General features: G+C 65.6%; 22 protein-coding genes and 3 tRNA genes. 11 read left to right on the top strand and 14 right to left on the bottom strand.

The annotated features are described in order from the left end of the window. Positions 1-182 precede the first annotated feature (182 nt). Positions 183-680, bottom strand: coding sequence for a xanthine phosphoribosyltransferase (gene gpt / locus Sa4125_RS09210; RefSeq protein WP_224006249.1), 498 nt, complete (start codon positions 678-680; stop codon positions 183-185). Positions 681-753: 73 nt separating this feature from the next. After that, the gene (locus Sa4125_RS09215) at positions 754-1,500 is read right to left on the bottom strand and encodes a competence/damage-inducible protein A (protein ID WP_224006251.1); all 747 of its coding nucleotides are present in this window, start codon (positions 1,498-1,500) and stop codon (positions 754-756) included. 276 nt (positions 1,501-1,776) lie between these two features. Between Sa4125_RS09215 and wrbA the strand changes: the two genes are divergently transcribed. Continuing rightward, on the top strand, positions 1,777-2,376 hold the full coding sequence (wrbA, locus tag Sa4125_RS09220; RefSeq protein ID WP_224006254.1) for an NAD(P)H:quinone oxidoreductase: 600 nt from the start codon (positions 1,777-1,779) through the stop codon (positions 2,374-2,376). Between the two features lie 300 nt (positions 2,377-2,676). On the opposite strand, the gene Sa4125_RS09225 is transcribed toward wrbA, so the two are convergent. Continuing rightward, positions 2,677-2,874 (bottom strand): hypothetical protein, encoded by a 198-nt coding sequence (locus Sa4125_RS09225; protein WP_224006256.1) that lies wholly within the window; start codon positions 2,872-2,874, stop codon positions 2,677-2,679. A gap of 164 nt (positions 2,875-3,038) precedes the next feature. Here Sa4125_RS09225 and Sa4125_RS24175 point away from each other — a divergent pair, with 164 nt between their 5' ends. After that, entirely contained in the window at positions 3,039-3,161 is a 123-nt protein-coding gene (locus tag Sa4125_RS24175; protein WP_267461366.1) for a hypothetical protein, read from the top strand. Here Sa4125_RS24175 and Sa4125_RS09230 read toward each other — a convergent pair. Further along, a tRNA-Leu gene (locus Sa4125_RS09230) sits at positions 3,140-3,224 on the bottom strand. The two genes, Sa4125_RS24175 and Sa4125_RS09230, sit on opposite strands and share 22 nt — an antisense overlap. Positions 3,225-3,448: 224 nt before the next feature. Here Sa4125_RS09230 and ade point away from each other — a divergent pair. Together ade and ilvA are read left to right on the top strand one after the other, a co-directional pair. Next, on the top strand, positions 3,449-5,254 hold the full coding sequence (ade, locus tag Sa4125_RS09235; protein ID WP_224006259.1) for an adenine deaminase: 1,806 nt from the start codon (positions 3,449-3,451) through the stop codon (positions 5,252-5,254). 428 nt (positions 5,255-5,682) lie between these two features. After that, the gene (gene ilvA / locus Sa4125_RS09240; RefSeq protein WP_224006261.1) at positions 5,683-6,945 is read left to right on the top strand and encodes a threonine ammonia-lyase IlvA; all 1,263 of its coding nucleotides are present in this window, start codon (positions 5,683-5,685) and stop codon (positions 6,943-6,945) included. A 73-nt stretch (positions 6,946-7,018) separates the two neighbouring features. On the opposite strand, the gene Sa4125_RS09245 is transcribed toward ilvA, so the two are convergent. Beyond that, positions 7,019-8,434 (bottom strand): PLP-dependent aminotransferase family protein, encoded by a 1,416-nt coding sequence (locus Sa4125_RS09245; protein ID WP_224006263.1) that lies wholly within the window; start codon positions 8,432-8,434, stop codon positions 7,019-7,021. A gap of 83 nt (positions 8,435-8,517) precedes the next feature. On the opposite strand from Sa4125_RS09245, the gene Sa4125_RS09250 reads away from it, so the two are divergent. Continuing rightward, positions 8,518-8,754, top strand: a complete 237-nt coding sequence (locus Sa4125_RS09250) for a DUF1127 domain-containing protein (protein ID WP_224006266.1) — start codon at positions 8,518-8,520, stop codon at positions 8,752-8,754. A gap of 89 nt (positions 8,755-8,843) precedes the next feature. On the opposite strand, the gene Sa4125_RS09255 is transcribed toward Sa4125_RS09250, so the two are convergent. Further along, entirely contained in the window at positions 8,844-9,836 is a 993-nt protein-coding gene (locus Sa4125_RS09255) for an alpha/beta fold hydrolase (RefSeq protein ID WP_224006268.1), read from the bottom strand. Between the two features lie 134 nt (positions 9,837-9,970). Between Sa4125_RS09255 and ald the strand changes: the two genes are divergently transcribed. Together ald and Sa4125_RS09265 are read left to right on the top strand one after the other, a co-directional pair. Further along, positions 9,971-11,092 carry an alanine dehydrogenase gene (gene ald / locus Sa4125_RS09260; RefSeq protein WP_224006271.1) on the top strand — a complete coding sequence of 374 codons (1,122 nt, stop codon included), beginning with the start codon at positions 9,971-9,973 and terminating at the stop codon, positions 11,090-11,092. A 287-nt stretch (positions 11,093-11,379) separates the two neighbouring features. Beyond that, positions 11,380-12,705, top strand: coding sequence for an AarF/ABC1/UbiB kinase family protein (locus Sa4125_RS09265; RefSeq protein ID WP_224006273.1), 1,326 nt, complete (start codon positions 11,380-11,382; stop codon positions 12,703-12,705). A gap of 750 nt (positions 12,706-13,455) precedes the next feature. On the opposite strand, the gene Sa4125_RS09270 is transcribed toward Sa4125_RS09265, so the two are convergent. Next, entirely contained in the window at positions 13,456-13,767 is a 312-nt protein-coding gene (locus tag Sa4125_RS09270; protein WP_224006275.1) for a hypothetical protein, read from the bottom strand. A 234-nt stretch (positions 13,768-14,001) separates the two neighbouring features. Between Sa4125_RS09270 and Sa4125_RS09275 the strand changes: the two genes are divergently transcribed. Next, on the top strand, positions 14,002-15,210 hold the full coding sequence (locus Sa4125_RS09275) for an IS256 family transposase (RefSeq protein WP_223998301.1): 1,209 nt from the start codon (positions 14,002-14,004) through the stop codon (positions 15,208-15,210). A 246-nt stretch (positions 15,211-15,456) separates the two neighbouring features. Here the strand turns inward: Sa4125_RS09275 and Sa4125_RS09280 are convergent. Continuing rightward, a tRNA-Asn gene (locus Sa4125_RS09280) sits at positions 15,457-15,532 on the bottom strand. Between the two features lie 179 nt (positions 15,533-15,711). On the opposite strand from Sa4125_RS09280, the gene Sa4125_RS09285 reads away from it, so the two are divergent. Both Sa4125_RS09285 and Sa4125_RS09290 read left to right on the top strand, forming a co-directional pair. Then, positions 15,712-16,032, top strand: a complete 321-nt coding sequence (locus tag Sa4125_RS09285; protein ID WP_224006278.1) for a hypothetical protein — start codon at positions 15,712-15,714, stop codon at positions 16,030-16,032. Between the two features lie 292 nt (positions 16,033-16,324). After that, positions 16,325-16,699: an RcnB family protein gene (locus Sa4125_RS09290; protein WP_224006280.1), complete on the top strand. Its 375-nt coding sequence runs from the start codon at positions 16,325-16,327 to the stop codon at positions 16,697-16,699. A 173-nt stretch (positions 16,700-16,872) separates the two neighbouring features. Here the strand turns inward: Sa4125_RS09290 and Sa4125_RS09295 are convergent, their stop codons facing one another. From Sa4125_RS09295 to phnD, 6 genes are all read right to left on the bottom strand, one after another. After that, complete coding sequence (locus Sa4125_RS09295) at positions 16,873-17,052, bottom strand: hypothetical protein (protein WP_224006283.1); 180 nt, start codon at positions 17,050-17,052, stop codon at positions 16,873-16,875. Positions 17,053-17,140: 88 nt separating this feature from the next. Next, a tRNA-Cys gene (locus Sa4125_RS09300) sits at positions 17,141-17,214 on the bottom strand. Positions 17,215-17,429: 215 nt separating this feature from the next. Beyond that, positions 17,430-18,251: a phosphonate ABC transporter, permease protein PhnE gene (phnE, locus tag Sa4125_RS09305; protein WP_224006285.1), complete on the bottom strand. Its 822-nt coding sequence runs from the start codon at positions 18,249-18,251 to the stop codon at positions 17,430-17,432. Then, positions 18,252-19,064, bottom strand: a complete 813-nt coding sequence (gene phnE / locus Sa4125_RS09310) for a phosphonate ABC transporter, permease protein PhnE (protein WP_224006288.1) — start codon at positions 19,062-19,064, stop codon at positions 18,252-18,254. Further along, on the bottom strand, positions 19,061-19,900 hold the full coding sequence (phnC, locus tag Sa4125_RS09315; RefSeq protein ID WP_224006290.1) for a phosphonate ABC transporter ATP-binding protein: 840 nt from the start codon (positions 19,898-19,900) through the stop codon (positions 19,061-19,063). The genes phnE (Sa4125_RS09310) and phnC overlap by 4 nt, the downstream gene beginning before the upstream one ends. A gap of 75 nt (positions 19,901-19,975) precedes the next feature. Beyond that, positions 19,976-20,953 carry a phosphate/phosphite/phosphonate ABC transporter substrate-binding protein gene (gene phnD, locus Sa4125_RS09320; protein ID WP_267461367.1) on the bottom strand — a complete coding sequence of 326 codons (978 nt, stop codon included), beginning with the start codon at positions 20,951-20,953 and terminating at the stop codon, positions 19,976-19,978. Positions 20,954-21,261: 308 nt separating this feature from the next. Here phnD and Sa4125_RS09325 point away from each other — a divergent pair, with 308 nt between their 5' ends. Continuing rightward, positions 21,262-21,624, top strand: a complete 363-nt coding sequence (locus Sa4125_RS09325; RefSeq protein WP_224006292.1) for a metalloregulator ArsR/SmtB family transcription factor — start codon at positions 21,262-21,264, stop codon at positions 21,622-21,624. Positions 21,625-21,721: the final 97 nt, after the last annotated feature.

Genomic DNA, 21,721 nt, shown 5'->3' on the forward strand with positions numbered 1-21,721 from the left:
TTCAGGAGATGGAGCACCGCGTCAGGATGAGCCTGCCGGCGCGCAGGCGATCCGCGGCCTGTCGCTGCAGGGCGGCACCGAGCGTGAAGAGTTCCGCAAATGGGTGAGCCGAGACATCGGCGCGCTCGATGCCGCACCGCCGGATCGGGCCAGCCTTGACTGGACTCGGAAGGGGCCGGCAGTCAGCCCGCCGTGCCCTTGGCGATCGGCGCCTGAAAGGTCAGGCCGAGATCCCAGGGGAAATAGATCCAGGTGTCCTGCGATACCTCGGTAATGAAGGTGTCGACCAGCGGCCGGCCCTTCGGCTTGGCGTAGACGGTGGCAAAATGCGCCCTGGGCAGCATGGCGCGCACGAGACTCGCGGTCTTGCCCGTGTCCGTCAGGTCGTCGACGATCAAAATGCCTTCCCCGTCGTCCTCGACGAGTTCGGGGCTGATTTCCTTCAGGACCATCAGCTCACCCTGCTCGGCATAGTCGTGGTAGGACGCGATGCAGACCGTCTCGATCAGCCGGATGCCGAGCTCGCGCGAAATGATCGCCGCCGGCACCAGTCCGCCCCTCGTGATGCAGACGATTGCCTTCCATTCCGGCCTGATGCCGGCAAGGCGCCAAGCCAAGGCCCGTGCGTCGCGGTGGAACTGGTCCCATGAGACCGGGAAGGATTTTTCGGCGGCCGACATGGCAGACTCCTGCAAAAGGACGAGCGGGCCACCGCGATAGACCGCAACGGTCGAGCGGGCAAGTCGGGACGCGTCACCTCCCGGACATCGCCGCCATCAGCGCCTCGACCGCCGCCGTCGCGGCGACGAGCTTGTCGTTGTCGCGCGAGCGCAGCACGATCTGTGTCGAATAGCCCTGGCCGTCGAAGCGCGGATAGGAGCCGATGGCCACGCCCGGATGAAGTTTCTGGATCGCGGCGAGCGGATCCCCGATATCGCCCTCGCCGAATGGGCATTCGACGCTGACGCTGGCGATCGTCTGGCCCGCCGGCAGTTGCGGAAGGGCATTGCCGAGCATGGCTTCGAAAACCGCCGGCACGCCGGCGAAGACGAAGACGTTGTCGATCCGAAAACCCGGCGCCATGGAGACCGGATTGTCGATCAGGCTGGCGCCCTCGGGCGTGCGGGTCATGCGGCGCCGCGCATCGGTGAAGGGGAGGCCACGCCCCGCGTAGTAGGCTTCCAGGCGCGCGACGGCCTCGGGATGCTCGATCAGCGGCAGCGAAAAGGCTGCCGCAACCGCCTCGGCCGTCACGTCGTCATGCGTCGGCCCGATGCCGCCGGAGGTGAAGATGAAGTCGTGGCTCCGGCGGAGCGTGTTCAGCGTGTCGGCGATCAGATGCGGGTCGTCGCCGATGATCCGCACTTCCTTCAGATCGATTCCAGCCATGGTCAGCACGGTGGCGAGGTGGCCGATGTTCCGGTCCTTGGTCCGGCCCGAAAGGATCTCGTCCCCGATCGCCAGCATTGCGGCCGTCGTTGGCGTCATGGGTTGCGTCATGTCTTGACCTCGTCGCATCGACAGACCTTGCCGACGGCGGGGTCTTTGCTGGCTGGTGCTGGCTTATTCGTCGGCTGAACTAGATCGCGCATTCACCGGAAAAGGCAAGCCGGGGTGGTCGGGTCGGGACTGTCCAGCCGGGAGGGGCGCCCGAGACTGTCCCGCCTGCGTGGACGGTGTGTCCGGGCATCGCCGTCTTCCCAACGCATGGCGCCTCGTATGTCTATGCGGGCATTCCCGAGATCTGGGACCCACGAAGCGACAAGGGCGGACATCATGGCAAAGGTACTGGTACTCTATTATTCGAGCTATGGTCATATCGAGACCATGGCGAAGGCGGTGGCCGAGGGTGCGGCAAGCACTGGCGCGGCGGTCGACATCAAGCGCGTGCCCGAGACAGCGCCGCCCGAGGTCGTGGCCGCGGCCCATTTCAAGACGGACCACGATTTTCCCGAGGCACAGCCGGACGATCTGAAGAACTACGACGCCATTATCGTCGGCGCGCCGACGCGCTTCGGCAACATGTCCTCGCAGATGGGCTCGTTCTGGGACCGGACGGGCGGACTCTGGTTCACCGGGGCGTTGATCGGCAAGGTCGGCGGCGCCTTCACGTCGAGCGCCTCACAGCACGGCGGCAACGAGTCGACATTGTTTTCCATCCACAAGACGCTGCTGCACCACGGCCTCGTCATCGTCGGCCTGCCCTATTCCTTCCAGGGTCAGATCCGCAATGACGAGATCACCGGCGGGTCGCCCTATGGTGCGACGACCATCGCCGACGGCGACGGCTCCCGCCAGCCGAGCGAGAACGAGCTCGACGGTGCCCGTTTCCAGGGTAAGCACATCGCCGAGATCGCGGCGAAGCTCGCAATCTGATCTGACGCATGGAGAGCCGCGCGACGACCTTCGTCGACCGCGCGGCTTGGTCCGGTGATCGCACCAAAGGCCAGAGCGCTGATCGCGGCGAAACGGGAATGGGTCCCTTCAGCGAGGGATTTTATGGCGACCGCTGAAACCGCCATCGCGTCGCAGTCCAAGCCGTGGTCCTCGCAGCAAACGACCATTATCCAGCCGAGTTACCGCCTTTCGGTTATCGGCGACTTGGCACAGCGACACTCGTCGAGACCGCCATGTGCCTGGCCTGTCCGATGACGAAAACCAACGCCATGGCCGCTGTCAGGACTGGGTGACCCTCCGGGGAGATGCATCGTCGCAGCAGTCGTCGTCGAGGGCCTGGCGGAGCTTTTCGAGCGCCGAATTCTGCCGCTGCAGCCTGTGCAGCATGCTGTCCCCGAATTCTGCCAGGGTGATGTCGAGACGTGGACCCTCGATCTGGTGGAGAGCTACGCCGAATTCATTCTTGTAAGGCGCCATTGCGACGTCTCCTGCTCGAATATGTCCGACAGCATGGATTCTACCGAATTTCGATCAGAAAACCACCACAAACTGCCCCCACAGAAACAAATGAAATATTAGTTAATACAAGATGATTTTTTGCGGTGAATTGACGCGGTACAGTATCACCGGAGCCGGCATAGATGCATTTCGAGGCCAGCCGCCTCATCGAAGAGGATCGTCGGCCGGCCCGGGCCGGTGCAGCCATGGCCGACGGCGCCTGCCGCGAGACGCAAAGCATCCGTGGTGCGGACGACGGGACTTGAACCCGTAATCCCGAGGGCGACAGATTTTAAGTCTGCTGCGTATACCAATTCCGCCACGTCCGCACGCCGCGTTGTCGTAAGCAAGCCGCTGGAGATTGCAAGGGCAAGCTCCGGCGCGCCTGCCGCCGGCTTCCAGCTCTCAAGCGCGATCTTGCGGCATGTAAGCGGACGCGGCGCCGCGCGCATTGGCCCCGGCTGGCGCTCGGCCACTCGACACGGGAATCAAGGCTTGCTCAAAGGGCCGGCTTTGGCCGACTGTTCGGCAGGGCCTCCGGAGAGAATGAACCATGTCCCACCCGACACCGCCTTTGTCAGCCTTCGCGAACGCTGCCCCCGCCCTCGTCGACGTGGCGATGGGCAGGGCGCCCGCAGACCTCGTCGTGCGCAATGGCGTCTGGGCGAACGTCCACTCCGGCGAGATGATCCCCGTCACCGACATCGCCGTGAAGGACGGGCGCTTCGCCTATTGCGGGCCGGATGCCAGCCACGCGATCGGGCCCGAGACAGTCGTCGTCGACGCCAAGGGACGCATCCTCGTTCCGGGTCTCTGCGACGCGCACATGCATGTCGAGAGCGGCATGGTCACGGTGACCGAGTTCTGCCGGGCCGTCATCCCGCACGGCACCACGTCGATGTTCATCGACCCGCATGAGATCGCCAATGTCCTCGGCCTCGAGGGCGTGCGGCTGATGCACGACGAGGCGATGGTGCAGCCGGTGAATGTCTGGGTGCAGATGCCGTCCTGCGTGCCGTCGGCGCCGGGGCTGGAGGAGGGGGGCGCGGAACTCGGGCCAGCCGAGATCGCCGAGGCCATGGCCTGGCCGGGGATCATCGGTCTCGGCGAGGTCATGAACTTTCCGGGCGTCGTCGCCAACGACCCCGTCATGACCGGGGCGATCGCGGCGACGCGGCGGGCGGGCAGGACCGTCGGCGGTCATTATGCCTCGCCCGATCTCGGCCTTCCCTTTCACGGCTACGTCGCCGGCGGGGCGGAGGACGATCACGAGGGCACCCGCATGGAGGACGCCGCCGCCCGCGTGCGCCAGGGCATGAAGGCGATGCTGCGCCTCGGCTCGGCCTGGTACGACGTCGCCACCCAGATTCGTGCCGTCACCGAAATGGGCCTCGACCCGCGCCACTTCATCCTGTGCACCGACGACTGCCATTCCGGCACGCTGGTGCGCGACGGGCACATGGACCGCGTCGTGCGCCACGCCATACAGCAGGGGCTGAGGCCGATCACCGCGATCCAGATGGCGACGCTGAACACCGCCGAGCATTTTGGCCTTGCCCGCGAGATCGGCTCGATCGCGCCCGGCCGCCGCGCCGATTTTCTTCTGGTCTCGAACCTCGCCGAGCTCTCGATCGACGCTGTCTATGCCCGCGGTGTGCTGATGGCCGAGGACGGGAATCTTGTCGCCGACCTGCCGGCCTATCCCTATCCGGCTAAGGCCAAGGGGACAGTCCGCCTCGGCAAGAAACTGTCCGCCGCCGACTTCGCCGTGGCGGCGCCCGAGGGCGCCAATGCCGCGATGGTGCGCGTCATCGGCGTCGTCGAGAACCAGGCGCCGACGAAGGCGCTGACGGCGACGCTTGGCGTCAGCGACGGGCTGGTCGAGGCCGACGAGGAGCAGGGCGTCGCCCATATCGCGCTGGTGGAGCGGCACCGCGCGAGCGGCGATGTCACCAACGCCTTCGTCCAGGGATTCGGCTATCGCGGCCGCATGGCCATGGCCTCGACGGTCGCCCATGACAGCCACCACATGATCGTCGTCGGCACCGACCGCGAGAACATGGCGCTTGCCGCCAACCGGCTCGGCGACGTCGGCGGCGGGGTGGTGTTCTTTGCGGATGGCGAGGAGAAGGCGCTCGTCGAGATGCCGATCGCCGGCCTGATGTCGGACGAGCGGGCGGAAATCGTCGCCGAGAAGGCCGACCGGCTCATCGCCGCCATGCAGGCCGCCGGCTGCGGGCTGAACAACGCCTATATGCAGCACTCGCTGCTGGCGCTCGTGGTGATCCCGTCCTTGCGCATTTCCGACAAGGGCCTCGTCGACGTCGACCGGTTCGAGATCGTCGATCTCTTCGTCTGATCGCCCGTCGATGATGCATGGCGCGGGCCGGGCAGGCGCCTGGCGCGCCCTCGAAGACCGGAGAGACGTGCTGCCCTCCGGTGCAGTCGCCGCCAGTTGCGCCTGCGCCGACGCCTCGCGCGGGACGGCGTATCTCCCCTGACTGGCTTTACAACGGCGCCGGTTTGGCCGATGGCTGTGGACTTGGTCAACCCGGCGAGGAGAGGGGCGTATGATGGCATATTCGGCATCGATCTGCGGAGCCGCGACCCTCATTACCGGCGCCGGCGCACGCTAGGCTCGGGCGGTTTCCCGCCCCGTTCCACGTGCTTCCGGTTCGCGGCGGATCGTCCTCGACCATCGCCGCATGCCGCGCCGCAGGCAATTGCCCGGGCGCATGACCTTTCCGGGACCGGCTGAGCCGCATCCCCAGACGATAAGATCCGACCATGACCACCGATGATTTTCCGTCCCGCGTCGCCCGCGCGGAAGAAGCGTTGCGCCAGCTGTTTCCGGCGACTCCGCTGCAGCTGAACGAGCATCTGTCCGCCCGTTATGGCGCGCGCATTTTCCTGAAGCGCGAAGACCTGACGCCGGTCCGCTCCTACAAGATCCGCGGCGCCTTCACCTTCATGCGCAAGCATCTGGAATCGGGCGCCGAAACGACAGCCTTCTGCTGCGCGTCGGCCGGCAACCACGCGCAAGGGTTCGCCTTCGCCTGCCGGCATTTCGGCCTCAAGGGCCGCATCTTCATGCCGGTGACGACGCCGCAGCAGAAGATCCAGAAAACCCGCATCTTCGGCGGGGACGCCATCGAGATCGAGCTCGTCGGCGACTTCTTCGATGACTGCTATGCCGCGGCAAAAGCCTATTCGGCATCGTCGGGCGCCGCCATGGTGCCGCCCTTCGACCACGAGGACATCATCGAGGGGCAGGCGAGCGTCGCGATGGAAATGGTCGCGCAGCTGGGCGGCGAAGCGCCCGACATGATCATCTTGCCGGTCGGCGGCGGCGGGCTCTCGTCCGGCGTCACCCGCTATTTCGAGGAAGCGTCGACCGGCACCCGTCCGGACATCCGCTATGTCGAGCCGCTGGGCGCGCCGAGCCTCCAGACCAGCCTCCTCGCCGGCAAGCTCGTCCGTCTGCCGCAGCTCGACGGTTTCGTCGACGGCGCCGCCGTGGCCGAGATCGGCCACATCCCCTTCGCCGCGCTCCGCCATGTCGATCCCGGCAAGGTGGTGCTCTCGCCCGAGGGGCGCCTCTGCCAGACCATGCTGGAAATGCTGAACATCGAGGGCATCGTCCTGGAGCCGGCCGGCGCGCTCGCCATCGACGCGCTTCGGTCCCTCGGCGCGGAAGTGCGGGGCAAGACCGTCGTCCTCGTCGTCTCCGGTTCGAACTTCGACTTCGAGCGCCTGCCCGACGTCAAGGAGCGGGCGCTGCGCTACGAGGGGCTGAAGAAATACTTCATCCTGCGCCTCGCCCAGCGTCCCGGCGCGCTGCGCGACTTCCTGGCGCTTCTCGGGCCCGACGACGATATCGCGCGCTTCGAGTACCTGAAGAAGTCGGCCCGCGATTTCGGCTCGATCCTTCTCGGCATCGAGACCAAGGCGCCCGAAAATTTTGCTGCGATCTTCCAGCGTTTCGAGGCGAACGGGATTCGGTACCAGGACATAACCGACAACCAGATCATGGCGGACCTTTTGATCTGAGACGGAGCAATGGCGCCATTCTTCTCCCCGCCGGGGAGAAGAAGCCCTTCCGCAGCCGCCCTGGCGAACCGTCTCACGTCTCCGCGTCGTACCCGGCGACACCGCTGTCGAGCAGCCGACGCAGGCGCTCGAGCCCGACTTTGACCGTGTCGCGTTGCGAGGCGGAGAAGGCGATGCGGACGCGGTGATAGCTGCGGTCCATGCGCGCGGACTTGTATTCGTCCTCGTCGTCGATGAGGAGGTCCTGGGCGAGCGCTGCGTTGCGGAACGTGCCGGACAGCCAGGCCTCCGGCAGCTTCAGCCAGATGAAGGGCACGTTCGGATGCGAGCGGAAGTCGTGGCCGGCAAAGACCCCGCGTGCGATCGCTTCTCGCGCCGTCGCTTCCGCCACGGTGCGCCGGCTGATGTCCTGTGCCGCGCCCGAGAGAACGAGCCGGGCCGCGGCCTCGGTGAGGATGAAGGAGAGCCCGCCCGTCGTCATCTTGTGCGTGACCTTCACGCGCTGGCTGAGATGCGGTGGGCAGGCGACCCAGCCGCCGCGCACCCCGGCGGCCACCGCCTTCGACAGGCCCCCGACGACAAACGTGCGCTCCGGCGCAAAGCTCGCGATCAGCGGCGTCGGATCGCCGGAGACGCCGCCATAGATGTCGTCCTCGATCAGCCAGACGTCGTGGCGCCGAGCGATCTGGGCGATGGCGCGGCGCCGTTCCTCGTTCAAGATCGTCAGCGTCGGATTGTGCGCCGTCGGGATCAGGAAGGCGACCTTGGGATGCTGCTGCGCGCAGACGCGCTCGAAATCCTCCGGCACCATGCCGCCATCGTCGGTTTCCACCGGCGCGATCCGCCGTCCGATGAGGCGCGTGCTGCGGCTGAGCTGGCTGTAGGTCAGCGTCTCGAACGCCACCCGGTCGCCCGGCGCGGTGACCGCCGCGATCACCGCCAGCGCCGCGGCATGGGCGCCGTGGGTCGGCACGATGTCCGCCGGGTCGGGCTGCCAGCCGTTGCGCTGTAGCCAGAGGGCGCCGGCGTCGAGCCAGGACTGCTGATGGGTACGCGAATAGCTCGCGATGTTGAGGGGATGGTCTGATGCCACCGAGGCGAAGATCTCGCCGATGATGGCGCCCTGACCGATGTCGGGGGCGGCGGTCGAATCGAAGCGCAGCTTGTCCGGCGGGGCGTCGTGGAGCCGGGTTCCGCCAAAGTCCGGCAGGATGGGCGCCGAGGCGCCGGGCACGGCACCGGGAGCCGGCGCAAGGACATAGGTGCCGCGTCCGATCTCGCCGCTGACGAGACCGCGCTCGCGCAACAGCCCGTAGGCGCGCCCGACGGTCCCGATTGTCACCCCAAGATCGAAGGCAAGGTTTCGCTGCGGCGGCAGCTTCGCGGCGGGCGCAAGCGTCCCGTCTGCCATGGCCGACTCGATCGCGTCGGCGAGGCGGGCATAGAAAGGGCCTTCGCCCTCGCGGGGTTTGGGGATCCATATTGTCATGAGGACAATGAACTATATTGCCAATCGATCCGCGTCAATCATAGAGACAATAGCGATAAGGGGCAGAAAAAAAGGGATACAATATGAGCATCCATCTCGATGAGAGGGTGACAATTCATTCCGGGGGAGTTCGGTCGGCCGAGTGGACGAGGCGGATCGCGGCTCGCGCCTCGCGTTGGGTGGCCACGCTGCGTCGGCATTCGGCGCTGTACGTCAGCCGCCGCCAGTTGCTGGATCTGTCGGAAGCACAGCTTCGCGATATCGGCGTCACGCGGGCGGAAGCAGCCGCCGAGGCACGCCGCGGCTTCGGCTGGCGCTAAGGGCAAAGGCGAAGCGTTCCCCTCCACGGTTCGTGACGGCGCCAGGCCTTTCGCCGGTGCATCGTTGCGGAGAGCAGTCCGGAGAGCGCCTACTTGGCCGACGCTCCGCCCGGCAAAGCGCCGATCCAGTCGATGATGCGCGAGGTGATCTCGTCGCTCGTCGCCGGCGAGAGCACGCGGCCTGCCAGAACATGGTGGTTGGGATCACCCGTCACCGGCACCTGGATCAGCCTTTGCGGCGCGCCCCAGCGTGCGGCGACCGCCTCTGTGGCGGCGGGGTCGACGATCTTGTCCTGCGGGGAGACCAGGAAGAGTGCGGGGATGGCGATCTTCCCGACATCGAGGCTCCGCACGGCGCGGATGAGCGCGCCCATCGGCAGGAGCGCCACCAGCGGATAGCGAGTCGTCCAGTGCGCCGCCTGCGCCGCGTTGACCGGCTCGAAGCTGCGCTCCTCGCCCATGAGCCGGGGGCCGATTTCACGGGCGAAGGGAAGTTCGAGCGCGAAGGCGTAGCGGTCGAGAAGGCGATAGTTCGGCGAGACCAGCACCATCCCGGCGACGTCGTCCATCACGCCGGGGCGCGTCGCGCCGAGCGTCGCCAGCGTGCCGCCGGTCGAGGTCGCGACGACGATCACGCGCTCGCCGATCATCCTGCCGATGGCGACGGCCTCGGTCAGATCGTTCAGCCATTCGTTGACGTTCGTGCGGCCGAGCGCCGTGCCGTCGCGCCCGTGGCCGGAGAGGCGTGCGAAGAAGAGGTTCGCGCCCAAATGCTGCGCCACGTCGTCCGGCACCGGCCGGATCTCCTCCTTCGATGCCGAGAAACCATGGACGTAGACGATGGCGAGCGGCGTCTTGGCGCGGGAGGCGGGATAGGCCCAGACGATTTCCTTCGCGTCGGCTGGCCTCAGATTGGCGATGTTCGCCTCGGTGCGCGCGAGATAGGCGTCGGGATCGCTGCCGATGACGGCGGGATCGAAGGTGATCGTCAGATCCACTGGCTCGCGCGGCCCGGCCACCCAGGCGGCGGCGCCGGTCAGGATCAGAAGAAACAGGATGATGAGACTGATGCGAAGGAACACGGCCGGCCCGCAGGGAGAGATCGGAAGCAGTTGACTTAGCCGGTTTGCCCCGCCGTTCAAACATCGATGCGCCGAGGCCTTCGATAATGCCGGACCGCGTGGCATAAACATGCCACGGGGCGAAGGGGAACAGCATGCACGTCGGATGTCCGAAAGAAATCAAGAACCACGAATACCGCGTCGGCCTGACGCCGGGTGCGGTCCGTGAGTATGTCACGCATGGCCACAGCGTTCTCGTCGAGACGGGGGCGGGCCTCGGCATCGGCGCGACGGACGCCGACTACCTTGCCGCCGGCGCCACCATCGCGTCGTCTGCCGCCGAGGTGTTTTCCGCAAGCGACATGGTGGTCAAGGTCAAGGAGCCGCAGCCGCACGAATGGGTGCAGTTGCGCCCCGGCCAGATCCTCTACACCTATCTCCACCTTGCCCCCGATCCGGCGCAGACCGAGGGCCTGCTGGCCTCCGGCGTCACCGCCATCGCCTACGAGACGGTGACGGACGCGCGCGGCGGCCTGCCGCTGCTGGCGCCGATGTCGGAAGTCGCCGGGCGGCTGTCGATCCAGGCGGCGGCGACGGCGCTGGAAAAGGCGCATGGCGGCCGCGGCATTCTCCTCGGCGGCGTCCCCGGCGTCGCGCCGGCGAAGATCGCCATCATCGGCGGCGGCGTCGTCGGCAAGGAAGCGGCGAAGATGGCGATCGGCCTCGGCGCCGACGTCACCATCCTCGATCGGTCGATCCCGCGCCTGCGCGATCTCGACGACCTCTTCGCCGGCCGCGTCCATACGCGATATTCCACCGTCGCGGCGATCGAGGAAGAGGTGTTTTCGGCCGATGCGGTGATCGGCGCGGTGCTCATTCCCGGTGCCTCGGCGCCGCAACTCGTGACGCGCGCCATGCTCGCGCTGATGAAGCCGGGCGCCGTCCTCGTCGACGTCGCGATCGATCAGGGCGGCTGCTTCGAGACCTCGCACGCCACCACCCATGCCGAGCCGACCTACGAGGTCGGCGGTATCGTGCATTACTGCGTGGCGAACATGCCCGGCGCGGTGCCGGTGACGTCGACGCACGCCCTCAACAACGCGACATTGCCCTTCGGCCTCGCGCTTGCCGACCACGGCCTCGATGCGCTGATGCGGGACCCGCATCTGATGGCCGGCCTCAACGTCCACCGCGGCCAGATCACCAACCGTGCCGTCGCGCAGTCGCTCGGACGCGACCTGGTCGAGCCACAGGTGGCGCTGGCAAGCCGCGCGTGATGGAATGACGCCTGACGGTGGCGTGGCGACGTACCATCGTCGGCACGCCATCGGGCGCGACGAAGGCGGCCAGAGTGGCTCGGCAACCCTGCTTCGACCGATCGCCACGTGGCCTGAGGCCGGCAGGCAATCCACTTATCAGGCCGCCGAGCCTGTTCGGACAAACAGAGCCACCTCCTGGCCCTGACAATGCGCCGCAGTTCGGCGCTATTCTCCTTGAGCTCTCCCGGACCCAAGTCGTGCACGTCGCGCAGGATAATCTGCGTCGCACCTGAAAGGTGATCACCTTGGCGCCTCGCTTTCCCCCGTCCGCCGGCTCTTCCGTTCCCAGCCGCCGCCTGTCGCGAATGGCACGGCTGGGAGGCATGGCGGCCAACGTCGCCGGTGGCATGCTTCTGGACGGCGCCAGCCGGTTCGCGCGGGGCGAGCGACCGCGTCTGGAAGATCTGCTGATGACGCCCGCAAATGTTCTGAAGGTGACGGGGCAACTCGCCCATCTGCGCGGCGCCGCGATGAAGATGGGGCAGCTGATCTCCATGGAGGCCGGTACGTTCCTGCCGCCAGAGCTCAGCGCCATCATGGCGCGCCTGCGCGCCGACGCAGAGCCCATGCCGCGCCACCAGGTTCAGAGCGTGCTTGATCGCGAATGGGGACCGGGATGGCAGTCGCGTTTCGAGGACTTTTCCTTTCGGCCGATGGCCGCTGCGTCCATCGGGCAGGTACACCGCGCCGTTACGACGGACGGACGGGACCTCGCCGTCAAGATCCAGTATCCCGGCGTCCGCCGCAGCATCGACAGCGACGTCGACAATGTCGCGACGCTCTTGCGCATGTCGGGCATGGTGCCGCGCCATCTCGACATCGCACCGCTTCTCGGCGAGGCCAAGCGGCAGCTTCGCGAAGAGGCTGACTACGCGCTTGAGGCGGACTACATCGAGCGCTACGCGGCGCTTCTCGGTGACGATCCGGACTTTCTGCTCCCGGCCGTGCACCGCGACCTGTCCGGTGGGAGCATCCTGGCGATGACCTACCTGCCCAGCGTGCCGATCGAGACGCTGGAGAGCGCGCCGCAGGAGGAACGCGACCGTGTCGCAAGGCTCCTTCTCGACCTTGCCCTTCGTGAGATCTTCGATTTCCAGCTCATGCAGACCGATCCGAACCTCGCAAACTTCCGCTACGAGCCGGAGACGCGCAGGATCGTTCTGCTCGATTTCGGCGCAACGCGGGCCTTCACCGCATCCTTCGCCGAGGAGTGCCGCGCGCTCGCCGCGGCCGGCATCGCAGACGACCGGTCCGGCATGCATGCGGCGCTCACCGCCATGGGGCTCATCGACGAAACCGTTCCGAAGCGGCATCAGGACAGAGTGATGGCTATGGTCGACAGGACGAGGGCACTGCTGTTGCGCTCCGACGTCTTTGACTTCGGCGACACCACGTTTCTGCACGATCTTCGAGAGCAGGGGATAGAGTTCGCCAGCGAACGCGACGGCTGGCGCCTGCCGCCGACCGACACGCTGTTTCTCCAGCGAAAGTTCGGCGGCATCTATCTCCTGGCCTCCCGGCTCAAGGCACGCCTCGATGTGAAAGCGCTGCTGTCACCGCATCTGCTTTAGGTAGCGGGTGCTGCCACAAGCTTCTCGAAAGCCGCTCGGCTGGTGACTCCGCCAAACATGAGCCGAGGAGCGGACCTTCCCGTAAAATCCGCCTTCCGGTCCGTCGCCGTCAGCCTGAACCAGAGCGTAAACCGCCAGCCGAGTTGCGACTCGATCGTCCCAAGTCGCGCAACCGTCCGGCAACAGTGATCAGGTGGCAGTGGAACTCATCTCGCTCAGCCGGGCCGGGTCCTCCGCAGGGCCGCCCTCGAGCAGAATGAGGACATCGATCTTCCGGCGCGAAGCGGAAGAGGTCGGGCTTGGGCCCCGGTGCGGAACATTCCCCATGTCCCTTGGACCGGCCGACGGTATCGGACGCGACTCAGCCGAGGGGCCTACAGCCAACGAGTTTTGAGCCGCCGTCTGCAAAAGCCGGCACGAACTGAGGTAGTCGATTGATACCAAAAGCATGTGAGCCAAAATGGCTCCCCGAGCAGGACGCAAGCACCTGATTTTGCTGGCCTTGTTGCGCACATCCGCTTGATTTTCATAACGCGCATGTCACTATGGTTGCAGGGTTTAACCCGACTGCAAGCCACGGCTCGACAAGACGTGCCTCGCCGCGGGGCGGCAGGCCGTCGCCATGCCGTAGCCATGCAGTGTTGTCTACCGGTGGACCGGAGCCCGCATCACCGAAGAGCGGAGGGAGGCGGCTAGGCCAGATACAAAAAGGCCTCGCCGAAGCGAGGCCCGCACTGACGTCGTCGCGTTCTAATATCGACGATAGTTGTTCGCCTTGCGGTGAATGTTCCGGTTGGCGCGATCCTGCATCCGCTCCACCTTCCGGCGCTCACGAGGGGTTACGTAGCCGTCACGCGCGACACGCCTTTGGGCCCTGTCGATGCGGTTCTGTTGACGAACGAGGTTCCTCGTTTCCCGAGGGGTGAGGTCACCCTGCACCAGAGCGCGGCCGATCCGGTGCTCTTGCCTGTTTTCCCGGTACTCGCCGCGTGCGGTCTGGGCAAGGGTGGGAATTGCACCAGCCAGCACAAGTGCGACGGTGGCGATAATCATCTTCCTCATATCGTTCAAATCTCCGACCTCGGTTTAAGCGATGGGGGGAAGCATCGTCTATCGAGAATGAACGATGCACTAAGGCTCCATTCATTCGAGGTTCAGAAAAGCCAGCGGAGCTCCGGCGACGGTAGTGTCCGCGCTCGTGGTGGAAATTCCGACATTGAAAGGTGTGGCTGAGGCGGTCACCGGATAGGGCGGCTAAGGTGGAGTTGCGAGACTTCAACCTGACCGGAGAACCCGATGACCGAGGACAGACTACCGCTTGCCGAGCTTTTTGCGAAAGCCGGGGACGGCGATTTCCTGAGAACGATAGCCGAGAGCGTGATGCAGCTCCTTATGGAGGTCGACGTTGAAGGCATGATCGGCGCCGGGCGCCACGAACGGACGCAGGAACGGGCGACTTATCGCAATGGCTACCGCGACCGCTCGCTCGACACGCGGCTCGGCTCGTTGCAGCTTCGGATACCCAAGCTTCGGCAGGGCAGCTACTTCCCGCCGTTCCTGGAGCCGAGAAAGCTCTCGGAGAAGGCCTTGGTTGCCGTCATTCAGGAAGCTTGGATCAGCGGCGTTTCCACCCGGCGGGTCGACGATCTGGTACAGGCCATGGGGCTGTCGGGGATCGGCAAGAGCACCGTATCGAAGCTGTGCAAAGACATCGACGAACGCGTCGGCGGCTTCCTCGACCGTCCTCTCACTGGCGACTGGCCCTACCTCTGGCTGGATGCGACCTACCTGAAGCAGCGCGAGGGTGGACGCATCGTTTCGGTCGCCGCCATAATCGCCGTGGCCGTGAACACGGACGGCAAGCGCGAGATCGTCGGCCTTCACATCGGCCCCTCGGAAGCGGAGACGTTTTGGTCGAGCTTCCTCAAGAGCCTCGTGCGCCGCGGCCTGTCCGGCGTGAAGCTCGTGATCTCGGATGCTCACGAAGGGCTGAAAGCCGCCATTCGCCGGGTGTTCAGCGCCTCCTGGCAGCGCTGCCGGGTGCATTGGATGCGCAACGCCCTGTCGTATGTCCCGAAGGCGCAGCAGAGCATGGCGGCGGCCGCGCTGCGCCAAGCCTTCGCCCAGCCCGATCGTGCTAGCGCCAGCCAGGCGCTGCGCCACGTCGCCGACCAGCTTCGGGGAAAGTGTCCAAAGCTCGGGGCCTTCATCGACAACAGCGAGACCGACGTGCTGGCGCACATGGATTTTCCCAGTCAGCACCGGACCCGGATCCATTCGACGAATTCCCTGGAGCGCCTGAACAAGGAGGTGAAGCGGCGTGCCGACGTCGTCGGAATCTTCCCGAACGAGGGATCCATCATCCGGCTCATCGGCGCCGTCCTTCTCGAGGCCAACGACGAATGGCAGATCCAGAACCGCTACATGCAGACCGAACCCATGGCCGACCTCATGGCCATGGGCAACACTGCAAAACCCGAACAGATTTCCACCGAAGTCGCCTGAAACGGAGCCGCTTCAGCTACACTCAATTTCCACCACGTTGACGGACACGACCCCGGCGACCCTCAGCACTCACCGCGCGCTAAGGCGCGAGGGCGCTTCACGTTGCGTTGTCGCATGGACCAGCCGAGGGTATCGGGACACCCCTGTGAGTCAAGGAAACGCGACAGGAGACGTTATGAACGAACTTATGTCGCCGCCAGCATCAGCCAAAATGTTGCAACAGTAACAACGTTTTAACGGATCAAATGGCTCCCCGAGTAGGACTCGAACCTACGACCTAGCGATTAACAGTCGCGCGCTCTACCAACTGAGCTATCGGGGAACAGGCGTCACTGACGCGCCGCTGCCTATAGCAAGCATGTTCCCGTCTTGCAAAGAGGCATTGTCGCCAAAAATGCGCTTTCTGCGTCAAAGGCCTGCGGTACCGGGCCTTTTTCTTTCCATGATGATGTCCCATCTGCAGGCGACGGCCTTGTTCCGGTACCCTGAAAGAAGAATCGCATGGCAAATGATGCAGCAGGCGCGAAAGCATCGCGATTCTTCAATCTGCGCGGGCGCGCGCTCGAAATCTTCGGGCAGCGGATCATGCTGCCGCAGTCGCGACTCGCCCGGATCGGGATTGGCTGCACATTTCTCATCGGCGGATGCCTGGCCATCCTGCCGGTCTTCGGCGTGTGGATGCTGCCGCTCGGCTTCCTGATCCTCTCGATGGACATCGCGATGATCAGGCGCTGGCGGCGGCGTGCCCAGGTCCGCCACAGCCGTTGGCGGGCCCGCCGTCTCGCGCTGAAGGCATCGGCCGCCCTCAGATCCCGCGGCTGAGACTTAAGGGCGCGTCAGGCGGCGGGGGAGGGACCCGCTTCCTCCGGGCCGGCCGTGGTCACAGCTTCGAGTCGGTACCGGGTCCCTGAATAAGATCCGTGCGATCTCGGTCGCAGGCCGGCAGCGCGGCTGTCGAAGGGCCGATGCGACGGGAGCCGGCGTGGCCAGCGGCACGGAGACCGCCTGTCCAAAATGTCATGTTGCGCTCATCTGGCATTCATCGCCAAGACGCTAAACCTTGCTGATCGAAGGGCCACGCGGCAAGCGGCGCCCAGATGCAAGGAAAATGACGATGAAGAAGACCCTTCTGACAGCCGTGGCGATGATGTTTCTCGCCTCTCCTGTCCTGACCGCCGCCAGTGCTTCCGCCCAGTCCCGCCAGGATGCACGGCAGGAACTGCGCCAGGATCGCCAGGAACTGCGGCAGGACCGCCGGGAGCTCCAGCGGGACCGCAAGGAAGTCCGCCAGGATCGCAAGGCTCTTCGGCGCGCTGCCTGGGTGAAGCGCGGCGGCCGTTACCAGAGCGGCGGGCGCAATGTCAGCAACTACCGCCAGTACGGCCTGAAGGCGCCGGCTCGCGGCCAGCGCTGGGTCCGCTACAACAACGACTACCTGCTGGTCTCGATCGCCAGCGGCGTGATCGCGGGCATCGTCGCCGCCCGGTAAGGACGTCAGGCCGCAACGGCCGAACAGCGAAAGGCCGGCCCTGTCTGATGGGCCGGCCTTTTCATGTGGATAGGATTTTCGTCGGGCGCTGATGGTAAGATTTGGCGATAAGCGACATGCGCGCGTGGTTGTCGGTGCGTCGAGCCCGGTCCGTACGCGGCCGATGTGCTGCCTCAGCGCGATTCCGTCGGCTTGTCGAAGGTCGCCTCGAGATCGACAGCGGTACCGCTCCAGGTGCGACCGCGATCGGGGTCGCGAAAACACTTCCACAGGCCGGTTTTCTTGTCGCGTTTCCAGCCTCGCGCCGCGATCCGCTTTTCCGCTTCGGTCTCGCGCGGTGTCTTGAACGCCATGACCATCTCCGCCTGCTTTGAACGTCGGCTCTTCGCCGATGGCGCGCGCCATCCGCGTGTCCTGGGCCGCGACGATGACGACGGGATCTGGAGGCCTCGCCCGGAATCGAACCGGGATGCAAGGATTTGCAGTCCTCTGCGTAACCACTCCGCCACGAGGCCTCACCGGGGGTGTACCTACTGCGCCGTCGGGTCTGGCGCAAGAGGTGGGAGAAAGCCTTCTGAAAAAGCTTTATCCCTTTCTCCTGAAAAAGCGTTCGCGCCTCGTTCTCGCATCGGCTCTCTATCCTTGGCGGGCGGGCCTCTTCCGCTCCCGGCCGTTTCCGCGACGATCTGCGACAACCGCGTCGAGCCTTTGCCGAAGGGCATCGACGTCATCAGATGATGGCGTGACGCACCTTTGCCGAGACCCACTCGCTGAGGAACACGGTGCCGAGGATGACGATGAAGATCATCGTCACCTGCGGCCAGGCAAGGACGTTCAGCGAGGCCTGGAGTTTCAGGCCCAGCCCGCCCGCGCCGACGAGGCCGAGAATGGCGGATTCGCGGATGTTGATGTCCCAGCGAAAGACCGAGATGCCGAGAAAGGACGGCAGAACCTGCGGGACGATGGCGTAGTCGATCACCTGCATGCGGCTGGCCCCCGTCGCCGAGACCGCCTCGACCTGCGCGACGTCGATCTCCTCGATCGCCTCGTAGAGCAGCTTGCCGACGAAGCCGATGGAGCGCAGCGCGATGGCGATGATGCCGGCCAGGAGCCCGGGCCCGAGGATGGAGACGAGCAGGAGCGCCCAGATCAGCGAGTTGATCGAGCGCGAGGCGACGATGACGAACAGCGCGATCGGCCGCACGATCATCGTGCTCGGCGTCGTGTTGGCGGCCGCCAGGAAGGCGATCGGCACGGCGACGATGATGCCGGCGAGCGTTCCGAGCGTCGCCATGTTCACCGTGTCCCAGAGAGGCAGCAGCAGCTCGCCGACATAGGACCAGCGCGGCGGCCAGGAGCGCGCCAGGATGTCGCCGCCCTGGCGAGGGGCGTCGGAGACGAAGGCCCAGATCGTGTCCTTCGTCATCACCTGCCAGCAGAAGACGAAGAGCGCGACGAGGGCCAGCCAGCCGAGCCAATGCAGGAGCTCGGCGCGGCTGGTGCGCTTGCGCCAGGTCGGCACGCCGGGAGTGGATGTTGCAATGACCGGCATCTACTGGATCTTCTTGCGGATGACGCCGGAGAGGTATTCGGCGAGCATGACGATGACGATGATGAGGATCAGCACGGCGCCAGCGCTGTCGTATTCGTAGCGGTCGATGGACGTGTTCAGCGTCGCGCCGATGCCGCCGGCCCCGACGATGCCGATGACGGCCGATTCCCGGAAGTTGATGTCGAAGCGGTAGAGCGACAGCCCGATCAGGCGCGGCATGACCTGCGGCTGGACGGCATAGTTGACGAGTTGCAGCCAGGACGCGCCGGTCGCCTTCACCGCCTCTGCCTGGCCCTCGTCGATCTCCTCGATATCCTCGGCGAGGAGCTTGGAGATGAAACCGATGGTGGCGAAGGAGAGCGTCAGGAAGCCGGCGAAGGGACCGAAGCCGAACATCGCCACGAAGAGGATCGCGACGATGATCTCCTGGAAGGCGCGGGAGGCCGCGATGATCGCGCGGCAGACGATGTAGACGGGCGGCGGGGCGAGGTTGCGGGCCGCGCCGATGCCGATGGGAACGGAGATCAGGATGCCGACCACGGTGGCGCAGACCGTCATCGTCAGGCTCTCCTGAAGACCGATCAGGATATCGCGCGAGCGGGTGAGGAAGTCGGGCGTCAGGAAGCCGAGGACGAAAAGCCAGCCGCGGTCGAGGCCCTCATAGGCGCGCTGCCAGTTCACGTCGACGGTCGAGATCGCCGCGATGACGTAGACGAGAAGGCCGCCATAGACGAGGCGGCGCGTGGTGCTGTTCTTGATGAACAGCGGCGGCCGCTTCCACCGCGTCGGAAATTCCGTGGCGGGGACGGTCATACGAGTGCCGCGACGCGCTCGCCGAGGCGCTTGGCCTCGGTGGCCGCCTCGCGCTCCTCGACCTCGTCGTCGGAGGCCTGCTTGTGCATCGCCGCCCAGTCCTCCTCGCCGTAGATGCGGGTCAGGGCGGCGGTGTCGAGTTCCTCGGGCGTGCCGTCGAAGACGACCTCGCCGGCGCGCAGCCCGATGATGCGCTGGACGAAGGCCTGCGCCAGGAGGACGTCGTGAATGTTGATGATGGCGGGAAGATCGCGCTCGCGGCAGATCTCGACGATGAGGCGCATGATCTGACGCGAGGTCTTGGGATCGAGCGAGGCGGTCGGCTCGTCGACGAGGAGAAGCTCGGGGTCCTGCTCGAGCGCGCGGGCGATGCCGACGCGCTGGCGCTGGCCGCCGGAGAGCGCATCGGCACGCTTGTCGGCGTGCTCCGTCAGCCCGACACGCCCGAGCAGCCTGAAGGCCTTGGCGACGTCGTCGGCGGGATAGCGGCGAAAGAAGCTCTGCCAGAAGGGGACATAGCCGAGGCGTCCGGACAGGACGTTCTCCATCACCGTCAGGCGCTCCACCAGCGCATATTCCTGGAAGATCATGCCGATGCGGCGGCGTGCCTTGCGCAGCTCGCCGCGGGAGAGCCCGGTGACGTCGAGAGCGCCGAGATGAATGCTACCCTCGCTCGGCTCGATCAGGCGATTGATGCAGCGGATGAGACTCGACTTGCCGGCGCCGGACGGGCCGATGAGGCCGACGACTTGCCCCGGCGGGACCTCGAAGGTGACGCCCTTCAGGGCCTTGTCCCCGGTCTTGTAGGTCTTGGTCAGTCCGGTGATCCGCAGCATGCGCCCCAACTCCTCATTCAACGCGAAGGGCGCCGCGCGACATGCGCGGCGCCCCGATAGATCAGGTTAGGAAGTTTACTGGCACTCGTACGAGACGCCCGTGGCTTCGTCGATCTGGCGGATGACGGCCCAGTTTTCCTTGAAGCTGATCGGGATGAAGGTTTCCTGCGGCGGCTCGGAGGTCTGGAACTCGGCAAGAAGCTTCGACCCCGTCCAGTCGAACGACATGAACGCGTCCTGGATCTTGGCCTGAAGGTCAGGCGTCAGGTTGTACGCGACGCCGTAGCCCGTCGTCGGAAAAGTCTGCGACTTGTAGATCGAGACGACCTGATCGGCCTTGATCACGTCGCGCGCCACCATGCGTTTCATGACCGAGTTCGCGATCGCCGCCGCGGGATAGTCCTTGTTGGCGACGCCGAGGATGGAATTGTCGTGCTTGCCCGAGAAGACCGGCTCGAAGTCGGTGTTGGCGGCGAGGTTGTATTCGGCCTTCAGCAGGGCCGACGGCGCCTTGAAGCCCGAATTCGACGTCTCGGCAGTAAAAGCGAGCTGCTTGCCCTTGATGTCCTCGACCTTTTCCACGCCGGAGCCGGGATAGGTGATGATCTCCATCTCGTAGCCGAAGGCACCGTCCTTGGCGGCCATCATGGCGAAGGGACGGAAGCCCGCGCAGGCGACGGCGATCGGGTTGGAGCCGGTGTTGAAGCCCGCGACATGCAAGCGCCCGGCGCGCATCGCCTCGATCTGGGCAGCGTTCGACTGGACGGGGAAGAACTGGACGGACTTGCCCGTCTTCTCTTCCATGTGCTTGAGGAAGTCGGCCCAGACGTCGGCGTAGACGGCCGGATCCTCGACCGGCGTGTAGGCGAAGATTAGCGTGTCCGGATCCATGAGCTGCGCGGCGTCGGTCGGAACGTCCGCGACCATGTCGCCGTCCGCATCGGTGTAGCGCGCGTCGAGCTTGAACTCGGCGTGGGCGACGGCGGCACCCGACATCAGCATGGCGACGGAGAGGCCAGCGGCACGGGCGACGGCGGCAATTCGTGATCTCATCGGAAACACCCTCATTTCGAGAAATATCGATGAATCCGGCACTAGCCATTTTGCACGACAACCGTGTGACAACCGCCGGCCCTCAGTGCGCCGGCTTCTGGACGAAAGGCATATGTCGACGCCGGCTCCGCGTCGCATCACGGCCAGACCGACTGCATGCCTTCTCCCGGCGCTGTCATCTTGCGGTCTCCGAGTTCGTGCTAGCTGGTGAATCGGCGTGGGCTTTTGCCGGACCGCGCCGGGGCATGGCACCGCGATCGCATCATGCAGCTTCGGTCCTTCGGCGAGACCTCGTTGGCAGCTCGACCATGACAGAATTTCTGCTGATGCTATCGGCCCTTTCCCACGAGACGAGGCTGGAAACCTTCCGCCTTCTCGTGACCGAGATGCCGCTCGGACTGCCGGCGGGAGAGATCGCGCGACGTCTGGGAACCGTCTCGACGACGATGTCGACGCATCTGGGCATTCTCGAGCGCGCCAGGCTCATCGCCTCTCGGCGCACCGGGCGATCCATCATCTACACCGCAAGCCTCGGGACGATGCAGGAGCTGATCGTTTACCTCCTGAAGGACTGCTGCAAAGGCGATCCGACCTCCTGCGCGACCGTGACCGCCATGCTCGCCACGGCAACCGCTCCGGGAGAAGCCGAGACGGCGCCGATCCAAAACTAGGGGCGGTGCATGCGTCGCCGGCCTGTGCCAGCCGAGGATCGACGCGGAAAGGCTTTTGGCGACAGGCCGCTCGCGACAGGCGTGGTGCTCTCGCGGA

The sequence above is a fragment of the Aureimonas sp. SA4125 genome (genome assembly GCF_019973775.1).
Classification (GTDB): Bacteria; Pseudomonadota; Alphaproteobacteria; order Rhizobiales; family Rhizobiaceae; genus Plantimonas.

Bases quoted from the DNA above. Each gene is read 5' to 3' on its own strand.
- gpt (WP_224006249.1), bottom strand. From the start codon at position 680: ATGTCGGCCGCCGAAAAATCCTTCCCGGTCTCATGGGACCAGTTCCAC.
- Sa4125_RS09290 (WP_224006280.1), top strand. From the start codon at position 16,325: ATGAAGAAGACCCTTCTGACAGCCGTGGCGATGATGTTTCTCGCCTCT.
- Sa4125_RS24175 (WP_267461366.1), top strand. From the start codon at position 3,039: ATGCATTTCGAGGCCAGCCGCCTCATCGAAGAGGATCGTCGGCCGGCC.
- Sa4125_RS09285 (WP_224006278.1), top strand. From the start codon at position 15,712: ATGGCAAATGATGCAGCAGGCGCGAAAGCATCGCGATTCTTCAATCTG.
- phnD (WP_267461367.1), bottom strand. From the start codon at position 20,953: ATGAGATCACGAATTGCCGCCGTCGCCCGTGCCGCTGGCCTCTCCGTC.
- Sa4125_RS09245 (WP_224006263.1), bottom strand. From the start codon at position 8,434: ATGACAATATGGATCCCCAAACCCCGCGAGGGCGAAGGCCCTTTCTAT.
- phnE (WP_224006288.1), bottom strand. From the start codon at position 19,064: ATGACCGTCCCCGCCACGGAATTTCCGACGCGGTGGAAGCGGCCGCCG.
- Sa4125_RS09295 (WP_224006283.1), bottom strand. From the start codon at position 17,052: ATGGCGTTCAAGACACCGCGCGAGACCGAAGCGGAAAAGCGGATCGCG.
- phnC (WP_224006290.1), bottom strand. From the start codon at position 19,900: ATGCTGCGGATCACCGGACTGACCAAGACCTACAAGACCGGGGACAAG.
- ade (WP_224006259.1), top strand. From the start codon at position 3,449: ATGTCCCACCCGACACCGCCTTTGTCAGCCTTCGCGAACGCTGCCCCC.
- phnE (WP_224006285.1), bottom strand. From the start codon at position 18,251: ATGCCGGTCATTGCAACATCCACTCCCGGCGTGCCGACCTGGCGCAAG.
- Sa4125_RS09270 (WP_224006275.1), bottom strand. From the start codon at position 13,767: ATGAGGAAGATGATTATCGCCACCGTCGCACTTGTGCTGGCTGGTGCA.
- ald (WP_224006271.1), top strand. From the start codon at position 9,971: ATGCACGTCGGATGTCCGAAAGAAATCAAGAACCACGAATACCGCGTC.
- wrbA (WP_224006254.1), top strand. From the start codon at position 1,777: ATGGCAAAGGTACTGGTACTCTATTATTCGAGCTATGGTCATATCGAG.
- Sa4125_RS09325 (WP_224006292.1), top strand. From the start codon at position 21,262: ATGACAGAATTTCTGCTGATGCTATCGGCCCTTTCCCACGAGACGAGG.
- Sa4125_RS09225 (WP_224006256.1), bottom strand. From the start codon at position 2,874: ATGGCGCCTTACAAGAATGAATTCGGCGTAGCTCTCCACCAGATCGAG.
- ilvA (WP_224006261.1), top strand. From the start codon at position 5,683: ATGACCACCGATGATTTTCCGTCCCGCGTCGCCCGCGCGGAAGAAGCG.
- Sa4125_RS09215 (WP_224006251.1), bottom strand. From the start codon at position 1,500: ATGACGCAACCCATGACGCCAACGACGGCCGCAATGCTGGCGATCGGG.
- Sa4125_RS09275 (WP_223998301.1), top strand. From the start codon at position 14,002: ATGACCGAGGACAGACTACCGCTTGCCGAGCTTTTTGCGAAAGCCGGG.
- Sa4125_RS09250 (WP_224006266.1), top strand. From the start codon at position 8,518: ATGAGCATCCATCTCGATGAGAGGGTGACAATTCATTCCGGGGGAGTT.